This window comes from Methanoculleus caldifontis, assembly GCF_032842345.1.
GTDB classification, from domain to species: Archaea; Halobacteriota; Methanomicrobia; order Methanomicrobiales; family Methanoculleaceae; genus Methanoculleus; species Methanoculleus caldifontis.
Genome location: NZ_WBKO01000002.1, coordinates 423,318 through 437,311, shown reverse-complemented (window position 1 = coordinate 437,311; position 13,994 = coordinate 423,318). Strand labels below are relative to the sequence as shown.

General features: G+C 64.4%; 21 protein-coding genes, 1 tRNA gene and 2 riboswitches. Of the genes, 17 read left to right on the top strand and 5 right to left on the bottom strand.

The window, feature by feature from the left end; translation table 11 throughout:
- Positions 1-17 precede the first annotated feature (17 nt).
- The 8 genes from F8E02_RS11015 to F8E02_RS10980 all read left to right on the top strand — a co-directional run bounded on the left by F8E02_RS11015 (position 18) and on the right by F8E02_RS10980 (position 6,256).
- Positions 18-482, top strand: a complete 465-nt coding sequence (locus F8E02_RS11015) for an OsmC family protein (protein ID WP_317065623.1) — start codon at positions 18-20, stop codon at positions 480-482.
- 205 nt (positions 483-687) lie between these two features.
- On the top strand, positions 688-873 hold the full coding sequence (locus F8E02_RS11010) for a hypothetical protein (RefSeq protein WP_317065622.1): 186 nt from the start codon (positions 688-690) through the stop codon (positions 871-873).
- A gap of 209 nt (positions 874-1,082) precedes the next feature.
- Positions 1,083-1,144, top strand: a riboswitch (Fluoride riboswitch).
- Positions 1,145-1,149: 5 nt separating this feature from the next.
- A complete protein-coding gene (locus F8E02_RS11005) occupies positions 1,150-2,007 on the top strand; it encodes a prenyltransferase/squalene oxidase repeat-containing protein (protein ID WP_317065621.1) in 858 nt (285 codons plus the stop codon).
- The gene (eno, locus tag F8E02_RS11000; protein WP_317065620.1) at positions 1,994-3,286 is read left to right on the top strand and encodes a phosphopyruvate hydratase; all 1,293 of its coding nucleotides are present in this window, start codon (positions 1,994-1,996) and stop codon (positions 3,284-3,286) included. The genes F8E02_RS11005 and eno overlap by 14 nt, the downstream gene beginning before the upstream one ends.
- Positions 3,287-3,296: 10 nt before the next feature.
- Positions 3,297-3,476 (top strand): hypothetical protein, encoded by a 180-nt coding sequence (locus tag F8E02_RS10995; protein WP_317065619.1) that lies wholly within the window; start codon positions 3,297-3,299, stop codon positions 3,474-3,476.
- Entirely contained in the window at positions 3,473-4,123 is a 651-nt protein-coding gene (locus tag F8E02_RS10990) for a coenzyme F420-0:L-glutamate ligase (RefSeq protein ID WP_317065618.1), read from the top strand. Before F8E02_RS10995 ends, F8E02_RS10990 begins: the two co-directional genes overlap by 4 nt.
- Before the next feature lie 87 nt (positions 4,124-4,210).
- Positions 4,211-4,272: riboswitch (Fluoride riboswitch) on the top strand.
- Positions 4,273-4,320: 48 nt separating this feature from the next.
- Positions 4,321-6,084, top strand: coding sequence for a dynamin family protein (locus F8E02_RS10985; RefSeq protein WP_317065617.1), 1,764 nt, complete (start codon positions 4,321-4,323; stop codon positions 6,082-6,084).
- A 7-nt stretch (positions 6,085-6,091) separates the two neighbouring features.
- A complete protein-coding gene (locus F8E02_RS10980; protein WP_317065616.1) occupies positions 6,092-6,256 on the top strand; it encodes a hypothetical protein in 165 nt (54 codons plus the stop codon).
- On the opposite strand, the gene F8E02_RS10975 is transcribed toward F8E02_RS10980, so the two are convergent.
- Positions 6,245-7,060, bottom strand: a complete 816-nt coding sequence (locus F8E02_RS10975) for a coenzyme F420-0:L-glutamate ligase (RefSeq protein WP_317065615.1) — start codon at positions 7,058-7,060, stop codon at positions 6,245-6,247. The genes F8E02_RS10980 and F8E02_RS10975 overlap by 12 nt on opposite strands.
- A gap of 17 nt (positions 7,061-7,077) precedes the next feature.
- Here F8E02_RS10975 and F8E02_RS10970 point away from each other — a divergent pair, with 17 nt between their 5' ends.
- Positions 7,078-7,542 (top strand): hypothetical protein, encoded by a 465-nt coding sequence (locus tag F8E02_RS10970; RefSeq protein ID WP_317065613.1) that lies wholly within the window; start codon positions 7,078-7,080, stop codon positions 7,540-7,542.
- A gap of 441 nt (positions 7,543-7,983) precedes the next feature.
- Here the strand turns inward: F8E02_RS10970 and F8E02_RS10965 are convergent, their stop codons facing one another.
- The 4 genes from F8E02_RS10965 to F8E02_RS10950 all read right to left on the bottom strand — a co-directional run bounded on the left by F8E02_RS10965 (position 7,984) and on the right by F8E02_RS10950 (position 10,508).
- Positions 7,984-8,241: a type II toxin-antitoxin system RelE family toxin gene (locus F8E02_RS10965; RefSeq protein ID WP_317065612.1), complete on the bottom strand. Its 258-nt coding sequence runs from the start codon at positions 8,239-8,241 to the stop codon at positions 7,984-7,986.
- Complete coding sequence (locus F8E02_RS10960) at positions 8,242-8,484, bottom strand: DUF7557 family protein (protein ID WP_317065611.1); 243 nt, start codon at positions 8,482-8,484, stop codon at positions 8,242-8,244. It lies immediately after the preceding gene.
- Positions 8,485-8,617: 133 nt separating this feature from the next.
- Positions 8,618-10,255 (bottom strand): PAS domain-containing sensor histidine kinase, encoded by a 1,638-nt coding sequence (locus F8E02_RS10955; protein WP_317065610.1) that lies wholly within the window; start codon positions 10,253-10,255, stop codon positions 8,618-8,620.
- Between the two features lie 168 nt (positions 10,256-10,423).
- A tRNA-Leu gene (locus F8E02_RS10950) sits at positions 10,424-10,508 on the bottom strand.
- Between the two features lie 362 nt (positions 10,509-10,870).
- On the opposite strand from F8E02_RS10950, the gene F8E02_RS10945 reads away from it, so the two are divergent.
- The 8 genes from F8E02_RS10945 to F8E02_RS10910 are packed head-to-tail and all read left to right on the top strand — an operon-like array spanning position 10,871 to position 13,993.
- Entirely contained in the window at positions 10,871-11,356 is a 486-nt protein-coding gene (locus F8E02_RS10945) for a hypothetical protein (RefSeq protein ID WP_317065608.1), read from the top strand.
- Positions 11,353-11,595, top strand: coding sequence for a DUF2109 family protein (locus F8E02_RS10940; RefSeq protein WP_317065607.1), 243 nt, complete (start codon positions 11,353-11,355; stop codon positions 11,593-11,595). The genes F8E02_RS10945 and F8E02_RS10940 overlap by 4 nt, the downstream gene beginning before the upstream one ends.
- The gene (locus F8E02_RS10935) at positions 11,588-11,827 is read left to right on the top strand and encodes an EhaD family protein (RefSeq protein WP_317065606.1); all 240 of its coding nucleotides are present in this window, start codon (positions 11,588-11,590) and stop codon (positions 11,825-11,827) included. The genes F8E02_RS10940 and F8E02_RS10935 overlap by 8 nt, the downstream gene beginning before the upstream one ends.
- Positions 11,817-12,056 (top strand): DUF2107 family protein, encoded by a 240-nt coding sequence (locus tag F8E02_RS10930; protein WP_317065605.1) that lies wholly within the window; start codon positions 11,817-11,819, stop codon positions 12,054-12,056. The genes F8E02_RS10935 and F8E02_RS10930 overlap by 11 nt, the downstream gene beginning before the upstream one ends.
- Complete coding sequence (locus F8E02_RS10925; RefSeq protein WP_317065604.1) at positions 12,053-12,517, top strand: DUF2106 family protein; 465 nt, start codon at positions 12,053-12,055, stop codon at positions 12,515-12,517. The genes F8E02_RS10930 and F8E02_RS10925 overlap by 4 nt, the downstream gene beginning before the upstream one ends.
- Positions 12,517-13,122: an EhaG family protein gene (locus tag F8E02_RS10920; protein WP_317065602.1), complete on the top strand. Its 606-nt coding sequence runs from the start codon at positions 12,517-12,519 to the stop codon at positions 13,120-13,122. The genes F8E02_RS10925 and F8E02_RS10920 overlap by 1 nt, the downstream gene beginning before the upstream one ends.
- Positions 13,115-13,783 (top strand): hypothetical protein, encoded by a 669-nt coding sequence (locus F8E02_RS10915; RefSeq protein ID WP_317065601.1) that lies wholly within the window; start codon positions 13,115-13,117, stop codon positions 13,781-13,783. The genes F8E02_RS10920 and F8E02_RS10915 overlap by 8 nt, the downstream gene beginning before the upstream one ends.
- A 6-nt stretch (positions 13,784-13,789) precedes the next feature.
- Entirely contained in the window at positions 13,790-13,993 is a 204-nt protein-coding gene (locus tag F8E02_RS10910) for a hypothetical protein (RefSeq protein WP_317065600.1), read from the top strand.
- Position 13,994 lies beyond the last annotated feature (1 nt).

The window sequence follows — 13,994 nt, the reverse complement described above, 5'->3', positions numbered from 1 at the left end:
CGGGATGCAATGGAGATATGATGAATAGTGAGATCCCCTGGGACAGGTCCCGGATGGAGTTCAACCCGGTCGATATGACGGTATCGTACGACGGCGGAATGCGGTTCTCCGCCGCCCTCCCGTCCGGCGAGAGCATCCGGATAGATGCGCACCGCCACCTGGGCGGAGGCGGGAAGACGCCCAATCCCATCGACTATCTTTTCGCTTCGCTCGGGGGATGCGTGGGTATCAAGATCCTTCTTGCCCTCTCGGACCACGATATCGTCCCCGACGAGATGACCATTGCGATCCATGCGACACGGAGACAGACCATGCCCGCGCTCTTCGATCGCGTCCACCTGACGATCACTCTCCGCGCCGCCGTGGACGACGAGGTGATCTCGGGGATCATCGATCAGACGACAACCCGCTTCTGCCCGATTGCCGCGATGTTTGCAGAGGTCGGGGAGCTGACCGCCGAACACCGGATTGTCGGGAGATAACCCGGGTATCGTCTTTTTATACGGTTTCTCTTCAAGCCCTTTCCGGGTCCCGGCCTGATAGGGAATCTGTGCAGCGCACGCTGAAGGGCAGCCTCCCCACCATCGAGGAGGTTGAGGTGGGACTGGGGGATGTATCGTGAGCCCGGTCGATCACGAGGAACCGGGCCTCAACATCCTTGCTCGAAGGCCTTCGGTCTGACGTACGATGCTGATCGCCCGCGGGCAGATGCAGCCGACGGAGGACGAGCTCGATGCGGTCGTCTTCGAGGTTCTCGGGAAGCTCGAGGCCTACCTCCAGGGCATCGCCCGCGAAAAGGGCCTCCACGGCCGGGACCTCAAGCCGATCGTCCAGACCTGGGTTGAGGATCGCCTGGCGGAGGCGGGGGCCTGATCCCGCCCGGGTGCGACTAAGTCAGGGTGAGAGGGCTCACCGGTTTGAGCAACGCCCCCCGGGCTCAATGAACGGCCCTGATATGCCGCCGGACGCGGTATAACAATGATCGCCCCCCCAGGCACCCTGAATGGAGAAAACCCATCCCGTACGCCCCGACACAACTCTTTTAATCCAATCCTTGCATACACTCTCCGAACGTCGTACGATCAGATGCAGGCGATGAAGTCCGCCTCCAACCGCCGACACGGCTGATGACTTCTACCCCTGCCCTCTATGATCTCAGACGTCGAACGGAACCAAACGATCCGGTTTATCGCCGACCGCCGGTGCGCAAGCGGCGGCTACTGCCACTACCGGCTGGACGAACCCAACGCCGCCGACACCTTCTTCGCACTCGACACCCTCCGGCTTCTGGGCGCCCTCGCACCCGACCCGGTCACCGACGAACTTCTGCTCCGGATGCAGCACCCGGACGGGAGATACCCTACGTTCTATGCAGGTGCCTACGCGCTCCGAAGCCTTGCGCTGATCGGGAAAGGGCCGGCCGCCGACCCCTGCCCCTGGCTCCGGTCATTCGACCCCCTCCAGGGCTCCGGCGAGCGTCCAGTCGAGTCGGCCTCTGTCTTCGAACGGACCTGCACGCACCTCGACCTCTGCCGGACCCTCGGGACCCACCCGGACGAGCTGCTCCGGGACGCCGTGCTCCGTCACCTGACCGCATACCACAACCCTGACGGCGGGTTCGGCCGCCCGCGCTCGTCGCTCATCGAGACCGCTCACGCCGTGGCGATCCTTGCTATGGTTGGAGAGCCTCACGGCACGTTCGGGGCTGAACGGTTCCTCCGGCGGTGCGAGGATGCGGTGTTCGGGTACCTGAACTCACCCGGAGCGACGCCCGCGTACCTCGAGCACCTCGCCGCCGGCGTGGAGTGCGCCGCCCTCACCGGCCGCCCCCTTCGGTTCCCGGAGAGGTGCCGGACGTTCGTCGACGAGTGCCGGAACGCCAACGGCGGCTACTCCCGCTCGATCTACGGCGGGATATCAACGCTCGAGAACACCCGCCTGGCGATCCGGACACTCGCCCTCATAAACCAGATCGAACATAGGAGAGACCAGCATGACCGAGATTGATACAACCATACAGTCGATCCGCGCCCGGGAGATCCTCGACTCCCGGGGCAACCCGACCGTCGAAGCGGAAGTTACCCTCGCCTGTGGGGCGCACGCACGCGCCGCATCCCCCTCCGGGGCATCCACCGGCGTTCACGAGGCGCTCGAACTCCGGGACGGCACACCCGGTCGCTACAACGGCAAGGGCGTGCAGCGGCCCGTCAACCTGATCAACCACGGCATCGGCGACCGCCTGACCGGTTTTGACGCCCGCGACCAGCAGGCGGTGGACCGGGCGCTCATCGATCTCGACGGAACGGCGAACAAGCAGAACCTCGGCGCCAACACGACGCTTGCCGTCTCGATGGCGGTTGCCCGGGCAGCCGCCACGGCGGAGGGCCGCCGGCTCTGGGAATACCTGGGCGACCCGGCAGAACCGCTCCTCCCGGTCCCGATGATGAACATCCTCAACGGGGGCGTGCACGCGAACTGGCAGGGTCCTGATTTCCAGGAGTACCTGATCGCCCCCTACGGCGCCCCGACGTTTGCCGAGGCGCTCCGGTGGGGCGCCGAGATCTACCACGCCCTCAAAGCCTTCCTCAAAGAGAAGGGTTACAGCACCGGCGTCGGCGACGAAGGCGGGTTTGCGCCCGCGGTCTCCTCGAACACCGAGCCGCTCGACCTGATCGTGGAAGCGATCGAACGGGCGGGCTACACCCCCGGTACCCAGATCGGCATCGCCCTCGACCCGGCGTCGAGCAGCTTCTATCACGACGGCGCCTACGAACTCCGGACCGAAGGCCTGACCCTGACTGCCGCGGAGATGGTCGACCGCTACCGCGACCTCGCCGGCGCCTACCCGATCGTCGTCATCGAGGACGGGCTTGCCGAGGACGACTGGGACGGCTGGCGGCTGCTGACCGAAGCGATCGGCGACCGGGTGGAACTCGTCGGCGACGACCTCTTCGTGACGAATGTTACGCGGATCGAGCGCGGGATCCGGGAGGGCGTGGCGAACGCCGTCCTGATCAAGCCCAACCAGATCGGCACCGTCACCGAGACGATCGCCGCCGTCAGATTGGCGCAGCAGAACGGCTGGGGCGCGATGGTCTCCCATCGGAGCGGCGAGACGGTCGATACGTTCATCGCCGACTTCACCGTCGCCATGCGGACCGGCCACCTCAAGACGGGAGCGCCGGCCCGGGGCGAGAGGGTGGAGAAGTACAACCAGCTCCTCCGGATCGAAGAGGCGGCGGGAGGTGCTGTCCGCTACGCCGGACGGGCCGGGTTCGTCCGGTAGGGCTCGCGGCATGGCATCGATGATCGAGGACCTCAAACTGGCCGTCATGGGGCGGCTGGAACGTGCCCGTGCCGCCATCGCGGCCGGCGGCGACCCGGAAGAGGAACTCACCCGCGCGACAGCGGATATCGAAGCGCTCTGCGACGGAACCGACCGGCTCTACCGCGACGCTGTCTGCTCGATGTGGTGAGCAGCGTGGACCGGTGGTTCTCCGTTTCCGGCCTCGCAACCGGCCTTATCCGGCCGGGGGATGCGATCGCCGACCTACTCATCGCGGCGGCGCCCCGGCCGGGCGGTATGTGCGGCGGAGACTGCATCGTCGTCGCCGAGTCGGCGGTGGCCACCGCCGAAGGCCGGATCGTCGGGCTCGACGGTGTTAAACCCACCCCGGCAGCCCGCGACCTCGCCGGCCGGTACACGATGGACCCGCGGATGGTCGAGATCATCCTGCAGGAGAGCGATGCCGTCGTCGGCGGCATGCCGGGTTTCCTCCTCTGCCGGGCTCACGGCACGCTTCTGCCCAACGCCGGCGTGGACGCGTCCAACGCCCCGCCGGGATGCGTGGTCCTCCTCCCCGCCGACCCGGAGGCGAGCGCCGCCGGGATCCGGGACGCCATCCGGGCATCCGCCGGGGTTGAGGTCGCCGTGATCGTCGCCGACAGCCGCCCTCACCCCATGCGCCCGGGCTGTGCCGGGATCGCTCTCGGCTGCGCAGGGCTCGCGGCGGTCAGGGACGGCCGGGCGGTGGCGGACAATATTGCATCCGCCGCAGAACTCGTCATGGGCGAGGCCGGCGAGGGTATCCCGGCGGCGATCGTCCGGTGGCGCGGACCATGAGCGGGACGCCGGAAGGCGGAAGGTATCAGGAGAGCGGAGGTATCGGAGAACAAAGCATTAATTATCTGCAGAGCAAGATACAGAGTTACAGATTCAGGTGATGGAGTTCACCTCTAACCGCTTTTGTGGCTGATAACTCCTACCATCATGCGGCCAGTGCCCGCACGATCCAGACCCATTTGTCAAGGAGAGATCCCATGACCAGCCACGCCCGGCACCTGCCCGAAATCCTTGCCTGCGAAGCCGACCGTGTCCAATCGTTCGGTCCTGAGTATGCCCCCTACGCCGACCAGCTCCGGGAGCTGGCGGGCCGGCTCGACTCCGGCCGGTTCCACCTCGCCGTGCTCGGCCAGTTCAAGCGGGGCAAGAGCACCCTGATCAACGCGCTCCTCGGTGAGTCGCTCCTCCCGAGCTCGGTGATCCCGCTGACCGCCATCCCCACGCTGATGACCTACGGCGACCGGCGGAGCGTCCGTATCCGGTTCCAGGGCAACCGCGACGACGAGGTCGTCGAGGGCGGCACATCCCAGGACCTGTACCGCTCACTCCTCCACTCGGTCTCGGAGGAGTTCAACCCGAAGAACGAGCGGGGCGTGCTGCAGGTGGAGGTGACCCACCCTTCCCCGATCCTTGCTGAGGGTGTCGTCCTGATCGATACGCCCGGGATCGGGTCCGTCCACCAGCACAACACCGAGATGACCTTGAACTTCCTCGCACAATGCGATGCGGCGCTCTTCCTGGTCTCCGCCGACCCGCCGATCACCGAGGTCGAGGTGGAGTTCCTTCGGACGATCCGCGACGCGGTCACGAAGGTCTTCTTCGTCCTCAACAAGGTCGATTACCTCACCGATGACGAGCAAAAGACTGCGCTCGCGTTCTTCGAGACGGTGCTCCGCGAGCGGGCGGGTATCCAGGGATCGGTCACCATCTTCCCGGTCTCGGCGAAACGGGGGCTTGCCACTGCAACGGCCGAGGATGCCGCCCTCTGGCAGTCGAGCGGGATGGCGAAGGTCTCGGACCACCTGGTCGGGTTCCTCGCCGGCGAGAAGAACGCCGTGCTCCGCGATGCGGTCCGGAGGAAGGCCCGGGCCGTGCTGGGCGCCGTCGCGCTCCGGCTTGATCTCTCCCGGCGGGCGCTGGAGATGCCGCTTGACGACCTCGAAGACCGGATGCGGACGTTCGAGGTGAAGATCCGCGAGGCGGAACTCCAGCGGCGGCATGCCGCCGATATCCTGGAAGGCGATCACAGGAGGATAGCGATCTCGCTCGAAGAGGAGATGCGGGGGCTCCGGGAGCGATCGCTCGCGCACCTCATGGGGGTCGCGGAAGGCGCGCTCGCCGGCCCGGCGGGGCCGGACGAGATGGCGGCGCAGAACGCCGTGGCCGCCGCTATCCCGCCGTTCTACGAGCACGAACTCGGCGAAACGACCACGGCGGTCGAGCGGGAGGTGACCGCGCTCCTGCAGACCCACCAGCAGCGGGCCGCCGACCTCATCGGGTCCATCCGGACCGTCGCCGCGGACCTCTTCGAGATCCCCTACCACGCCCAGGAGAACGACCGGATGCTCTCGATGCGGCAGGAGCCGTACTGGGTCTCGCGGAAGGGCTGGGAGAGCACCTTCAGCCCGGTCACGAACGGTCTCGTCGACCGGGCGCTGCCGCGCTCGATGCGGGCGAGGCGGATCCGGGCACGGCTGGAGAAGCAGATCTCCTACCTTGTGGTCCGGAACACCGAGAATCTCCGGTGGGCGACGATCCAGAACGTCGACGCGACGTTCCGGCAGTTCGGCCGCGAACTGGATGCAGATCTCGCGGAGGCGGTCGACGCCACCGAAGGTGCCATAACCGCCGCATACACAAAGAGGAGAGAGCACGCGAGCGAGACGGCGGACGACCTCGCCCGGCTGCAGCAGGCATCGGGAGAGGTTGCGTCCGCCATATCGAGCCTTGAGCAGGAGTGAAGAGAAGATGGCTGCATGTCCATGCTGCGGGGCGGAATTGACCGGCTACGAGCGGGTCGCCGTCTTTGGAGATAAAGAGAGAGTCCGGACCGAGACCGTCCTCTGCTGCCCGTACTGCCGGTGGCAGGGGGTATGCCGGGAGAACTGCCCGACCGATCTCCTATGGGGCTGATTCCGGGTTCTGCCGGAACGTTCGCAGCGCCTGCCGCATGACGTCCTCTTCAGGGCGGAAGTAGAGCCGGTCGTGCCCCTGCCAGGCGGGAAGGCCCCGGACGACGACGGCCGGGACGCCGTTGTTGCTCTCCCCCATGACGATGTTCGCGAACCCGGCAACCTCGTCGACGACCGCCTCCTCGGTGATGGTGAGGGGGTGGCCGAAGAGGTCCGTATCGCCCCGGAAGTCGCGGATCGCCGGCACCCCGCTCCAGCCGACGGCGTGGCCGGTCTGCCCCCGGCGGAACGCCCGCCCGCAGGTGTCGGTGAGGATGACCGCGACCGATCTGGCGGCGATCCTCTGGATATCCTCCCGGATCCCGGCGGCGGCGGCCATCGGATCGGGCGGCAGGAGCGTGGCGGTATCGTCCTCCACGTTGCTCCGGTCGACGCCCGCCCGGACGCCGATATGCCCGCAGGGGACGGCCGCGAGGATGAACGGGCTCTCGAGGAGCACGTCGACGGAGGCGTCGAGGATGACCTGGATGAACCGCGGATCCTCGCCGGCGGTTGCCGCGATGGCTTTCGCCCGTTCGGTCGGCTCGATCTCCGTGAGGTTGCGGGTCTGTCCGTTCGCTTTCGCCGAGACCGACGAGGCGATGCAGAGGATGTCGCCGTCCTCGAACGCGGTCCGTTCACAGATGAGTGCGGCAAGATCGTCGCCGGCGTGGATGATCGGAAGGCCGTGAATACCCATGACCTGGATTGTCATCGTCAGGTAGTCGACGCCGGTGGTGATAAGGGTCGCCGGGGACCGTAGCACGTAGCAGAGGGACGAGAATGGACGAGGGCACCGAATCGGGGACGCCGTCCCCGAACGAACACCAGGCGCGGTATATCCGGAGCACCTGCGAGTATATCGACCGGCTCCTGACCGATATCGAAGGCGTTCTGAACACTTCGGCGTCGGGAAGTGTCTTCCCGCGCTACTCCGCCGATCTCACGCCCCTGCAGCGTGAAACGATCGAGGATTTTATCGCGCGTCTTCGTGCCCGGCTCGTCCGCATCCTGGACGACCAGGGCATCGCCCGGGACCGGCCGGCCGTTCCGGCGTCGCGCGCCATCAGAGGTTCGCTCATCGCGATCGATATCGCGGCGGAAGAACTGCGGCCGAAGCACGTGCGGGCGTATGGCGAGGTTTCCGGGGGGATGACGGCGGAACTCGAAAGTATCGCCGGGGAGCTGCACGACATTCTCGGCCGGCTCGACCGGGATCTCGATGAAGCAGCGGGCGACGATTTGTAGAACCAGAGTATCCCTTGAACGTCAGAGAAATGTCCGATATATGCCCGAGATCTTACATGCCGGGTATACAACCGGCATGTGATCGGGAATGCGATATTTCAGGACAATCGCCTGCTCGGCTTCAACAGTTGCCGCATCCCCCCCGCAACCCGCTCCTACGGCTTTCGATGTCCGGGGGCGTGTGGGCAGGGCTCGCGGGACATGATCCGAGACTACACCGGGGGCCGGTCCGCCGGAGTTCGCCGTCAGCGATGGGGTCCGGGCGGGCAGGCGCCGCGGCCAGAGTCGCTGGAGGCGAGAATCTCCGGGTCCGCGAGGGCGATCTGATATTATGGTGCGCCATGCGGAGGGATTCGTGCGCGATCTCAGGTGCAGCCGTCCATCGACGGCAGATGATGGCAGGAACGAGCCTCCGCCGACCCCGGCAATCGGGAGGAGGCCTCATGCATTGTTGTAGACATTCCCTCGCTTCCCGACCTTGATGACGTATATGATCATCGTTTTCCTTCTCAAATCCACGATGACACGATATTTTCCCACCCGTAACTTGAAAAACGGGGACCCCTGCAGCTGTTGCAGGTGGTCCTGGGGGTCGTCGCGGGTTCTCTCGACGGCTGCGATAATCCTCGCAGCGGTCTCCCGAGGGAGTTGTTTCAGGTTTTTAAGGGCTTTTTCTGTCCAGATCACCGTGTAGGGCATTCAATCAATCCCGAGTTCCCTCATCAGTTCTCTCGTCGTGTAGACCCTTCCGGCCTTGATATCCGCAACTGCCTCCTCGATATCGCGGATATCTTCATCCGTCAGTTCTTCGGCAGCTTCCTTCAGGGCGTCCCTGGTGAGGCGGTCGATCACGTCATTGTAGGTTTCCCGGGGGTATTTCTTCAGCTTATCCAGTCTCCCCTTCACTTCCGGGGCCACCTTGATCGTTGCTTCCACCGGCATACACTACAATACACTGCAAGGAAATATCAAAATTTCCAAAACGCCCGACCATCACGGAGATAATGGGTATGCATCCACAACGGCCCCCTATTGACAGTTGCACTACCACCCGCCTGAGTAGATCCTGCCCCCTTTACGCAACTTTTCTGAGCGTAAACCGGAACGCCGCCCCGTGTTCGGGATAACCCGGCACCCGGTCCTCGGCCCAGACCCTCCCGCCGTAGCGCTCGACCAGGATCTGCACGAGGTACAGGCCGAGCCCCTCGCCGACGCCTCGCTTCTTCTTCTCGTACCGGTGGAAGATCTCGTGCTTCTCATCGTCCGGCACACCCGGTCCGGTATCCTCGATTGAAACCCGGACAGATCCGTCCTCCTCCTCGACCCGGACGGCGATCTCGGTGTCGGGACCGCCGTGCTTCACGGCGTTGCCGATCAGGTTGTTGAAGATCACGGAGAGGAGATTATCCGCCCGGACCTGATGGTGAGCCCCGTTGTAGCAGATGGTGCTGCCCGGATAGTCCTCAAGCACCCCCTGAACCACTGCGTCGAGATCGATCGGCATGAGCTCGGACGAGGTCTGATGTATCCGGCGGATGGTGGAGACGGTACTCAAAATCTCGATACTCTTCCTGATACTCCGCTGGAGGTTCTCCATGTATCCGGCAGCCTCTCCCTCCAGCGTGTCGGCGAGCAGTTCGGCGTAGAGGTTCGAGACGTTCTCGGTGTTGCCGATGTCGTGGGTGAGGATGTCAAGGTAGAGGTTCGCCTCCCTGTTTGAGGCCTCCAGTTCGCTCTGGAGTCGGGCCAGGTCTTCGGCGTGCCGCCGGAGCGCTTCTTCCGCCCGCTTGCGCTCGGTGATGTCGGTAAAGATCACGGCGAACTGGTTCTCCCCTGGCGTCGGGAATGCATAGATGCTGTACCACCGATCAAATCCCGCGTTGTAGTCCTCAAACCGCATCGCTCTGCCGAAACGTACGACTCCGTCGTACTGTTCAAACCAGGCCGGCTCGATAACGGGGATGAGCTCGGTGATGCCTTTTCCTACGACATCCTCACGCCGGAGACCTGTGATCTTCTCATATGCAGGGTTGACGTCGAGGACGAGATAATCGACCGGCCGTCCCTCATCATCATAGACCATCTCATGGAGCACGAACCCTTCGCCCATCGACTCGAAGAGCTGTCGGTACTTCCTCTCGCTCTCCAGCTGCGCCTCCTCGGCCCGCTTGCGATCGGTGACGTCCTGCGCAAGGATGGCGATATCCCCATCGATCCTCACGACCACGATCCGGAACCACGTGGAGTTCGTGATCGTCTCTCCCCGATACACCTCTTCAAAGATACTCATCTCCCCGGTCACCGCCGTACGTACATACATCTCGAAGAACTTCGAGCCCTGGTGGCCGGGGAAGAGCGCAAGGAGGCTTTTACCGACGACTGCTTTGGGATCGGTCCCATTCATGCGGGCGACGGCATCGTTCTCGTACACCCAGGTGAAGTCCACAACGTTTCCGGCTGTGTCTCGCACCGGCCGGAGGATGGTAAACCCATCCGGGGAGAGTTCCTGTGCTGCACGGAATCGTGCCTCACTCTGCTGGAGGGCCTCTTTTACCTGCTTACGTTCACTATCAGCCAGTCTCAGTTCCGCATTCTCCCGCCGGAGTGCAGCAATCTCCGCTTGAAGCTCTTCGACGCTGGCGGAGAGATCCCGTGCCCCTTCGTCCTCTCTGGCGGGATCGGATCTCTTTCTGGTTCCTGGGAGCGCTGGCATCCGGATCGATAACTCCTATTTAAAGCAGTACCAGTGAGTTTCCCATAAGGGGTGATAACAATAGCGCTACGTGCGTGCGCAGGCGCTATCCGGGCGATGACGATGAAAAGCAATTGCCCCTTCAGGAGGGTCCGATCTTCGTGAGATCGCTCTAATCCCGGACGGCAATGCGGGGGAAGGGATTCGAACCCTTGAACTCCTTCAAGACTGGACCCTAAATCCAGCGCCTTTGACCTGGCTCGGCAACCCCCGCGTGCCATATATGTTGGCGCCGGGAGCATTATACTTGTTCCCGGCGGCGCCCCCCCCGGCCCCGGAGAGAGCGCCGGTAACCCCGTCGCCGTTTACAGCCCTGTGGTATCGCATGGTTCTCCGGCCGATCCGTCTACCCCGTCCGTCGGCCCCGGATCCGACGACAACGGCACCCGGCTGCCCCGTGAATATCTGTGGAAACATATATTGTATATAAAATACATTACTTTACATACAAAATTAACCGGGGGCAGTCATCCCGGAGGTGCGCCGGCGCCGCATTCCGGCCGAAGCGTGCCCGGAATGGTAATAACAAAACCTTTATTCGATTGATCGACTGTATTTTCCAGTAGTTGAGTTAAAATGCTGGGTGAGTTCCTCCATATCCTGGCGGCGGCCGCTGTCAGCTGGGTACTCTTCGTAACCGTCGATATTCTCTTCAGATTGCCGGAAGCGGGGGGTGTCAGCGGAGCGTCGGCCGTCGCGCGCGATATCGAGGCGGGCGGCGGTGCGCTTGCCGGCGGCACCATGATGGGGAACATCGTCTGCTCCCCCGACGCCTCGGCGGGGACGCTCCTTGCCGCCTGCGGCGTCTACGTCGCCGGCATCCCCGGCGGGCTCGCCGCGGCGGCCCTCGTCTTCGTCGGCAACCGCATCTGCCACGACCCCGGCTACGCCGGGACCACCGGCGCGGTCCTTGCCACGTTCGTCGTCTACGCCTTCACCCTCGTCGGGTTTGCCGCCACCGACTTCATCGCGGGCATGGTGATCGCCATCCTCACCATCCAGGGACTCTCCCACGCCCACGCGAGCCGGCTCCTCGCCCGGCTCTGGAGGCTCCGGCAGTGATCGCGCTCTACCTCGTCGCCGTTATTGCGGTCTTTGCGGCCATTCGGGCCACACTTGAGAAGAACACCGGCCGGAAACTCCCCTACGTGAACGTCATGAACTTCGCCGTCGCAGGCGCCCTCGTCCTGCTGCTCGACCACCCGCTCGCACTCGCCGCCGCGGCGGCCTACTTCGTCGGTTCGACGCTCGAGGCGAACGCGATCGCGAGCACCTACGCGGGGGGTGAGCGGCGTGGATGAGATCCTCGTCGTCCTCTTTGCGGCCGTGGCCCTCATCGGCGCGGCGGGCACCTACTTCCAGCGGGACCGGTTCAACAAACTGATCGCCGTCGGGATCACCTTCGGCGGCATCGTGCCGTTCATCGTCGCCCGCGGCTACCTGGACGTCGCCATCGTCGTCAGCCTGATCGTCCCGATCACGACGATCATCATACTGCTGCTCTGCAGGAGGAGGGACGCCCATGACGCCTGAGTTCGTCCTCGGCTGCATCATCCTCATCATCGGGGCGATCGCCGCCGGGTTTCCGCGCGAGAAGACCTACCTCGCGAGGCTGATCCACCTTGAGATCCCCGCGTTCGGGCTCCTTCTCATCATGCTCGCTTACGACGAGATGCTCGCCCTGATGACGTTCGTCGGCGTCACGGCGATATCGACCTTCGTCCTCGTGCGGGCCATCGAACGCAAGGAGGCAGCACGATGACGCCGAACCGGTCGATCATCACCCGGATATCGGCGACGATCTCGCGGGTCGAGAACCTCACCGGTCTCTACGCGCTCCTCACGATCGTCGTCGTCGTCCTCGGCCTCGCCAGCCTCCCGTTCATCGCCTACCACGACGACCAGCTCTACCCGAAGGTTCTCGACCCGGCAAGCACCCTCCACCCCTACGACCGGGGCGGCGTGCCGTTCGAGACCACCGTGGTGAAGGCCCAGTACCCGGAGAACTCGCCCTACGCCGGCTACGTGACCGCCTACTTAACCCCGTTCAGCCAGTGGCTCGCCGATACCACCCACCACCTGGGGACGACGATCGTCGCGCACCCGGGCGGGATCATCGACGAGATCCTCTACAACACCCGGGGCTTTGACACCGTCGTCGAGACGAGCATCCTCTTTGTCGCGTTTGCGATCGCGAGTTACCTCTTCCGGAGGGATGAGTGATGGAGATCGCCTACCCCGTCGGCCTCATCGTGGTCGCGGCAGCGATCATCATCGGGTTTGCGGCCATCGTCCGCGAGAAGGACGACCTGCACCGGATCCTCCTCACCGACCTCGCGGAGATCCTCGCGCTCGTTTTGATCGCGCTCGTCGCGACCGACCTCGCGGAGGCGCTCATCCTGCCGGGGCTCGTCGTCGGGATCTCGGAACTGATGGCGGTCTCGGAGGTCTACATCGCGAAAGAAGGCCTCCGGGCACCGCCGGCGGAGCCTGCGTTCAGGATCGAGGTGATGGAGAGCGCGCCCGGTATCCTCGCCCTGATCCTCGTCGCTTACGGCATCGTCCTCTCCGGGTTCACCGGCGGAGCGATCGCCGCGGTCGGTGCGGTCTTCTACTTCATGTGCCGGGGGCACGTCGAGCAGTTCGAGCTGATCGAGACCGTGAGCGGCTACGCGTGGGCGATCTGGATAGGAGCGTTCTTCATCTTCATGCTCCTCCCCGCGTACTGGTTCTTCGCGGTGATGATGGCGGGAGGAGCGATCCTCATCAAGGTGATGGCAAAGATGTCCCTTGTCGGGACGATGCGGCGGGGTGGTCCGGATGTTTAACCTCCCCACGGGAAACATCGGCGGGCAGGAGCTCTTCGTCCTGGAGTTCGGCGACATCGTCGCCTACTTCAGCCCCTACACCACGGCGCTCTTCGTCTTCGCCCTCATCTTCACGGCCCTCGCCATCGTGAGCCGGCCCGAGAAGCAGATGGACATCGCGTTCGGGGGCGACGCCTACTACGCAAAAGAGGTCGACCCGAACCTGATGCGGTTCCAGCGCTTCATGGCGATCGCCTGCGGCCTTGCCACGCTCGGCGCGATGGTGACCGGGGACGTCTTCAACTTCACCCTCTTCGCGTCGATGGTGGGGATCACGAACATCGGCATCGTCGCGGCCTACCGGAACCGGCACGTCTTGAACGCCGCGTTCCAGTACGGCATCGTCGCGATGCTCGCCACCGTCCCGCTCTTCGGCGGCGCGGCGATCATCCTCGCCAGCACCGGGACGCTGAGCATGTGGGAACTCTTCACCGCTGCGGTGACGGTCCCCCTCATCGCGAAGGCGTTCCTGGTCCTCGGCGTCATGGGGGAGGGCATGGCGCCGTTCTACGTCGCGAAGGCGGAGATCACGAGGGCGCAGGGAGCGCCGTTCATCCTGATGGTTCACGTCAGCTCGCTCCTCCTCTTCCTGCGCGTAACGGAGATCGTCATATCGATGTGATAGGCCATGAAGAAACAGACTGCACTGGTCATCGGGCTCTTCGCGGGCGGCATCGCGGCAGCGGCCGGAATCCTCGCCGCCCTCGGCTACATCCCGGCCCTGGCCGCGGAACTCCTTGCGGTCGTCGCGTTCCCCGCCTTCGTCATCTTCATCGCACTGTGGTGGAACGCAAAGTCCGGAGAAGAGGACATCCCGTTCATAGGATACTGAC

What these genes read in the sequence shown, in the direction of transcription:
- F8E02_RS10920 (WP_317065602.1), top strand. Translation starts at nt 12,517, where the DNA reads ATGGAGATCGCCTACCCCGTCGGCCTCATCGTGGTCGCGGCAGCGATC.
- F8E02_RS10945 (WP_317065608.1), top strand. Translation starts at nt 10,871, where the DNA reads ATGCTGGGTGAGTTCCTCCATATCCTGGCGGCGGCCGCTGTCAGCTGG.
- F8E02_RS10910 (WP_317065600.1), top strand. Translation starts at nt 13,790, where the DNA reads ATGAAGAAACAGACTGCACTGGTCATCGGGCTCTTCGCGGGCGGCATC.
- F8E02_RS10955 (WP_317065610.1), bottom strand. Translation starts at nt 10,255, where the DNA reads ATGCCAGCGCTCCCAGGAACCAGAAAGAGATCCGATCCCGCCAGAGAG.
- F8E02_RS10970 (WP_317065613.1), top strand. Translation starts at nt 7,078, where the DNA reads ATGGACGAGGGCACCGAATCGGGGACGCCGTCCCCGAACGAACACCAG.
- eno (WP_317065620.1), top strand. Translation starts at nt 1,994, where the DNA reads ATGACCGAGATTGATACAACCATACAGTCGATCCGCGCCCGGGAGATC.
- F8E02_RS11005 (WP_317065621.1), top strand. Translation starts at nt 1,150, where the DNA reads ATGATCTCAGACGTCGAACGGAACCAAACGATCCGGTTTATCGCCGAC.
- F8E02_RS10960 (WP_317065611.1), bottom strand. Translation starts at nt 8,484, where the DNA reads ATGCCGGTGGAAGCAACGATCAAGGTGGCCCCGGAAGTGAAGGGGAGA.
- F8E02_RS11015 (WP_317065623.1), top strand. Translation starts at nt 18, where the DNA reads ATGATGAATAGTGAGATCCCCTGGGACAGGTCCCGGATGGAGTTCAAC.
- F8E02_RS10980 (WP_317065616.1), top strand. Translation starts at nt 6,092, where the DNA reads ATGGCTGCATGTCCATGCTGCGGGGCGGAATTGACCGGCTACGAGCGG.
- F8E02_RS10985 (WP_317065617.1), top strand. Translation starts at nt 4,321, where the DNA reads ATGACCAGCCACGCCCGGCACCTGCCCGAAATCCTTGCCTGCGAAGCC.
- F8E02_RS10995 (WP_317065619.1), top strand. Translation starts at nt 3,297, where the DNA reads ATGGCATCGATGATCGAGGACCTCAAACTGGCCGTCATGGGGCGGCTG.
- F8E02_RS10965 (WP_317065612.1), bottom strand. Translation starts at nt 8,241, where the DNA reads ATGCCCTACACGGTGATCTGGACAGAAAAAGCCCTTAAAAACCTGAAA.
- F8E02_RS10915 (WP_317065601.1), top strand. Translation starts at nt 13,115, where the DNA reads ATGTTTAACCTCCCCACGGGAAACATCGGCGGGCAGGAGCTCTTCGTC.
- F8E02_RS10930 (WP_317065605.1), top strand. Translation starts at nt 11,817, where the DNA reads ATGACGCCTGAGTTCGTCCTCGGCTGCATCATCCTCATCATCGGGGCG.
- F8E02_RS11010 (WP_317065622.1), top strand. Translation starts at nt 688, where the DNA reads ATGCTGATCGCCCGCGGGCAGATGCAGCCGACGGAGGACGAGCTCGAT.
- F8E02_RS10925 (WP_317065604.1), top strand. Translation starts at nt 12,053, where the DNA reads ATGACGCCGAACCGGTCGATCATCACCCGGATATCGGCGACGATCTCG.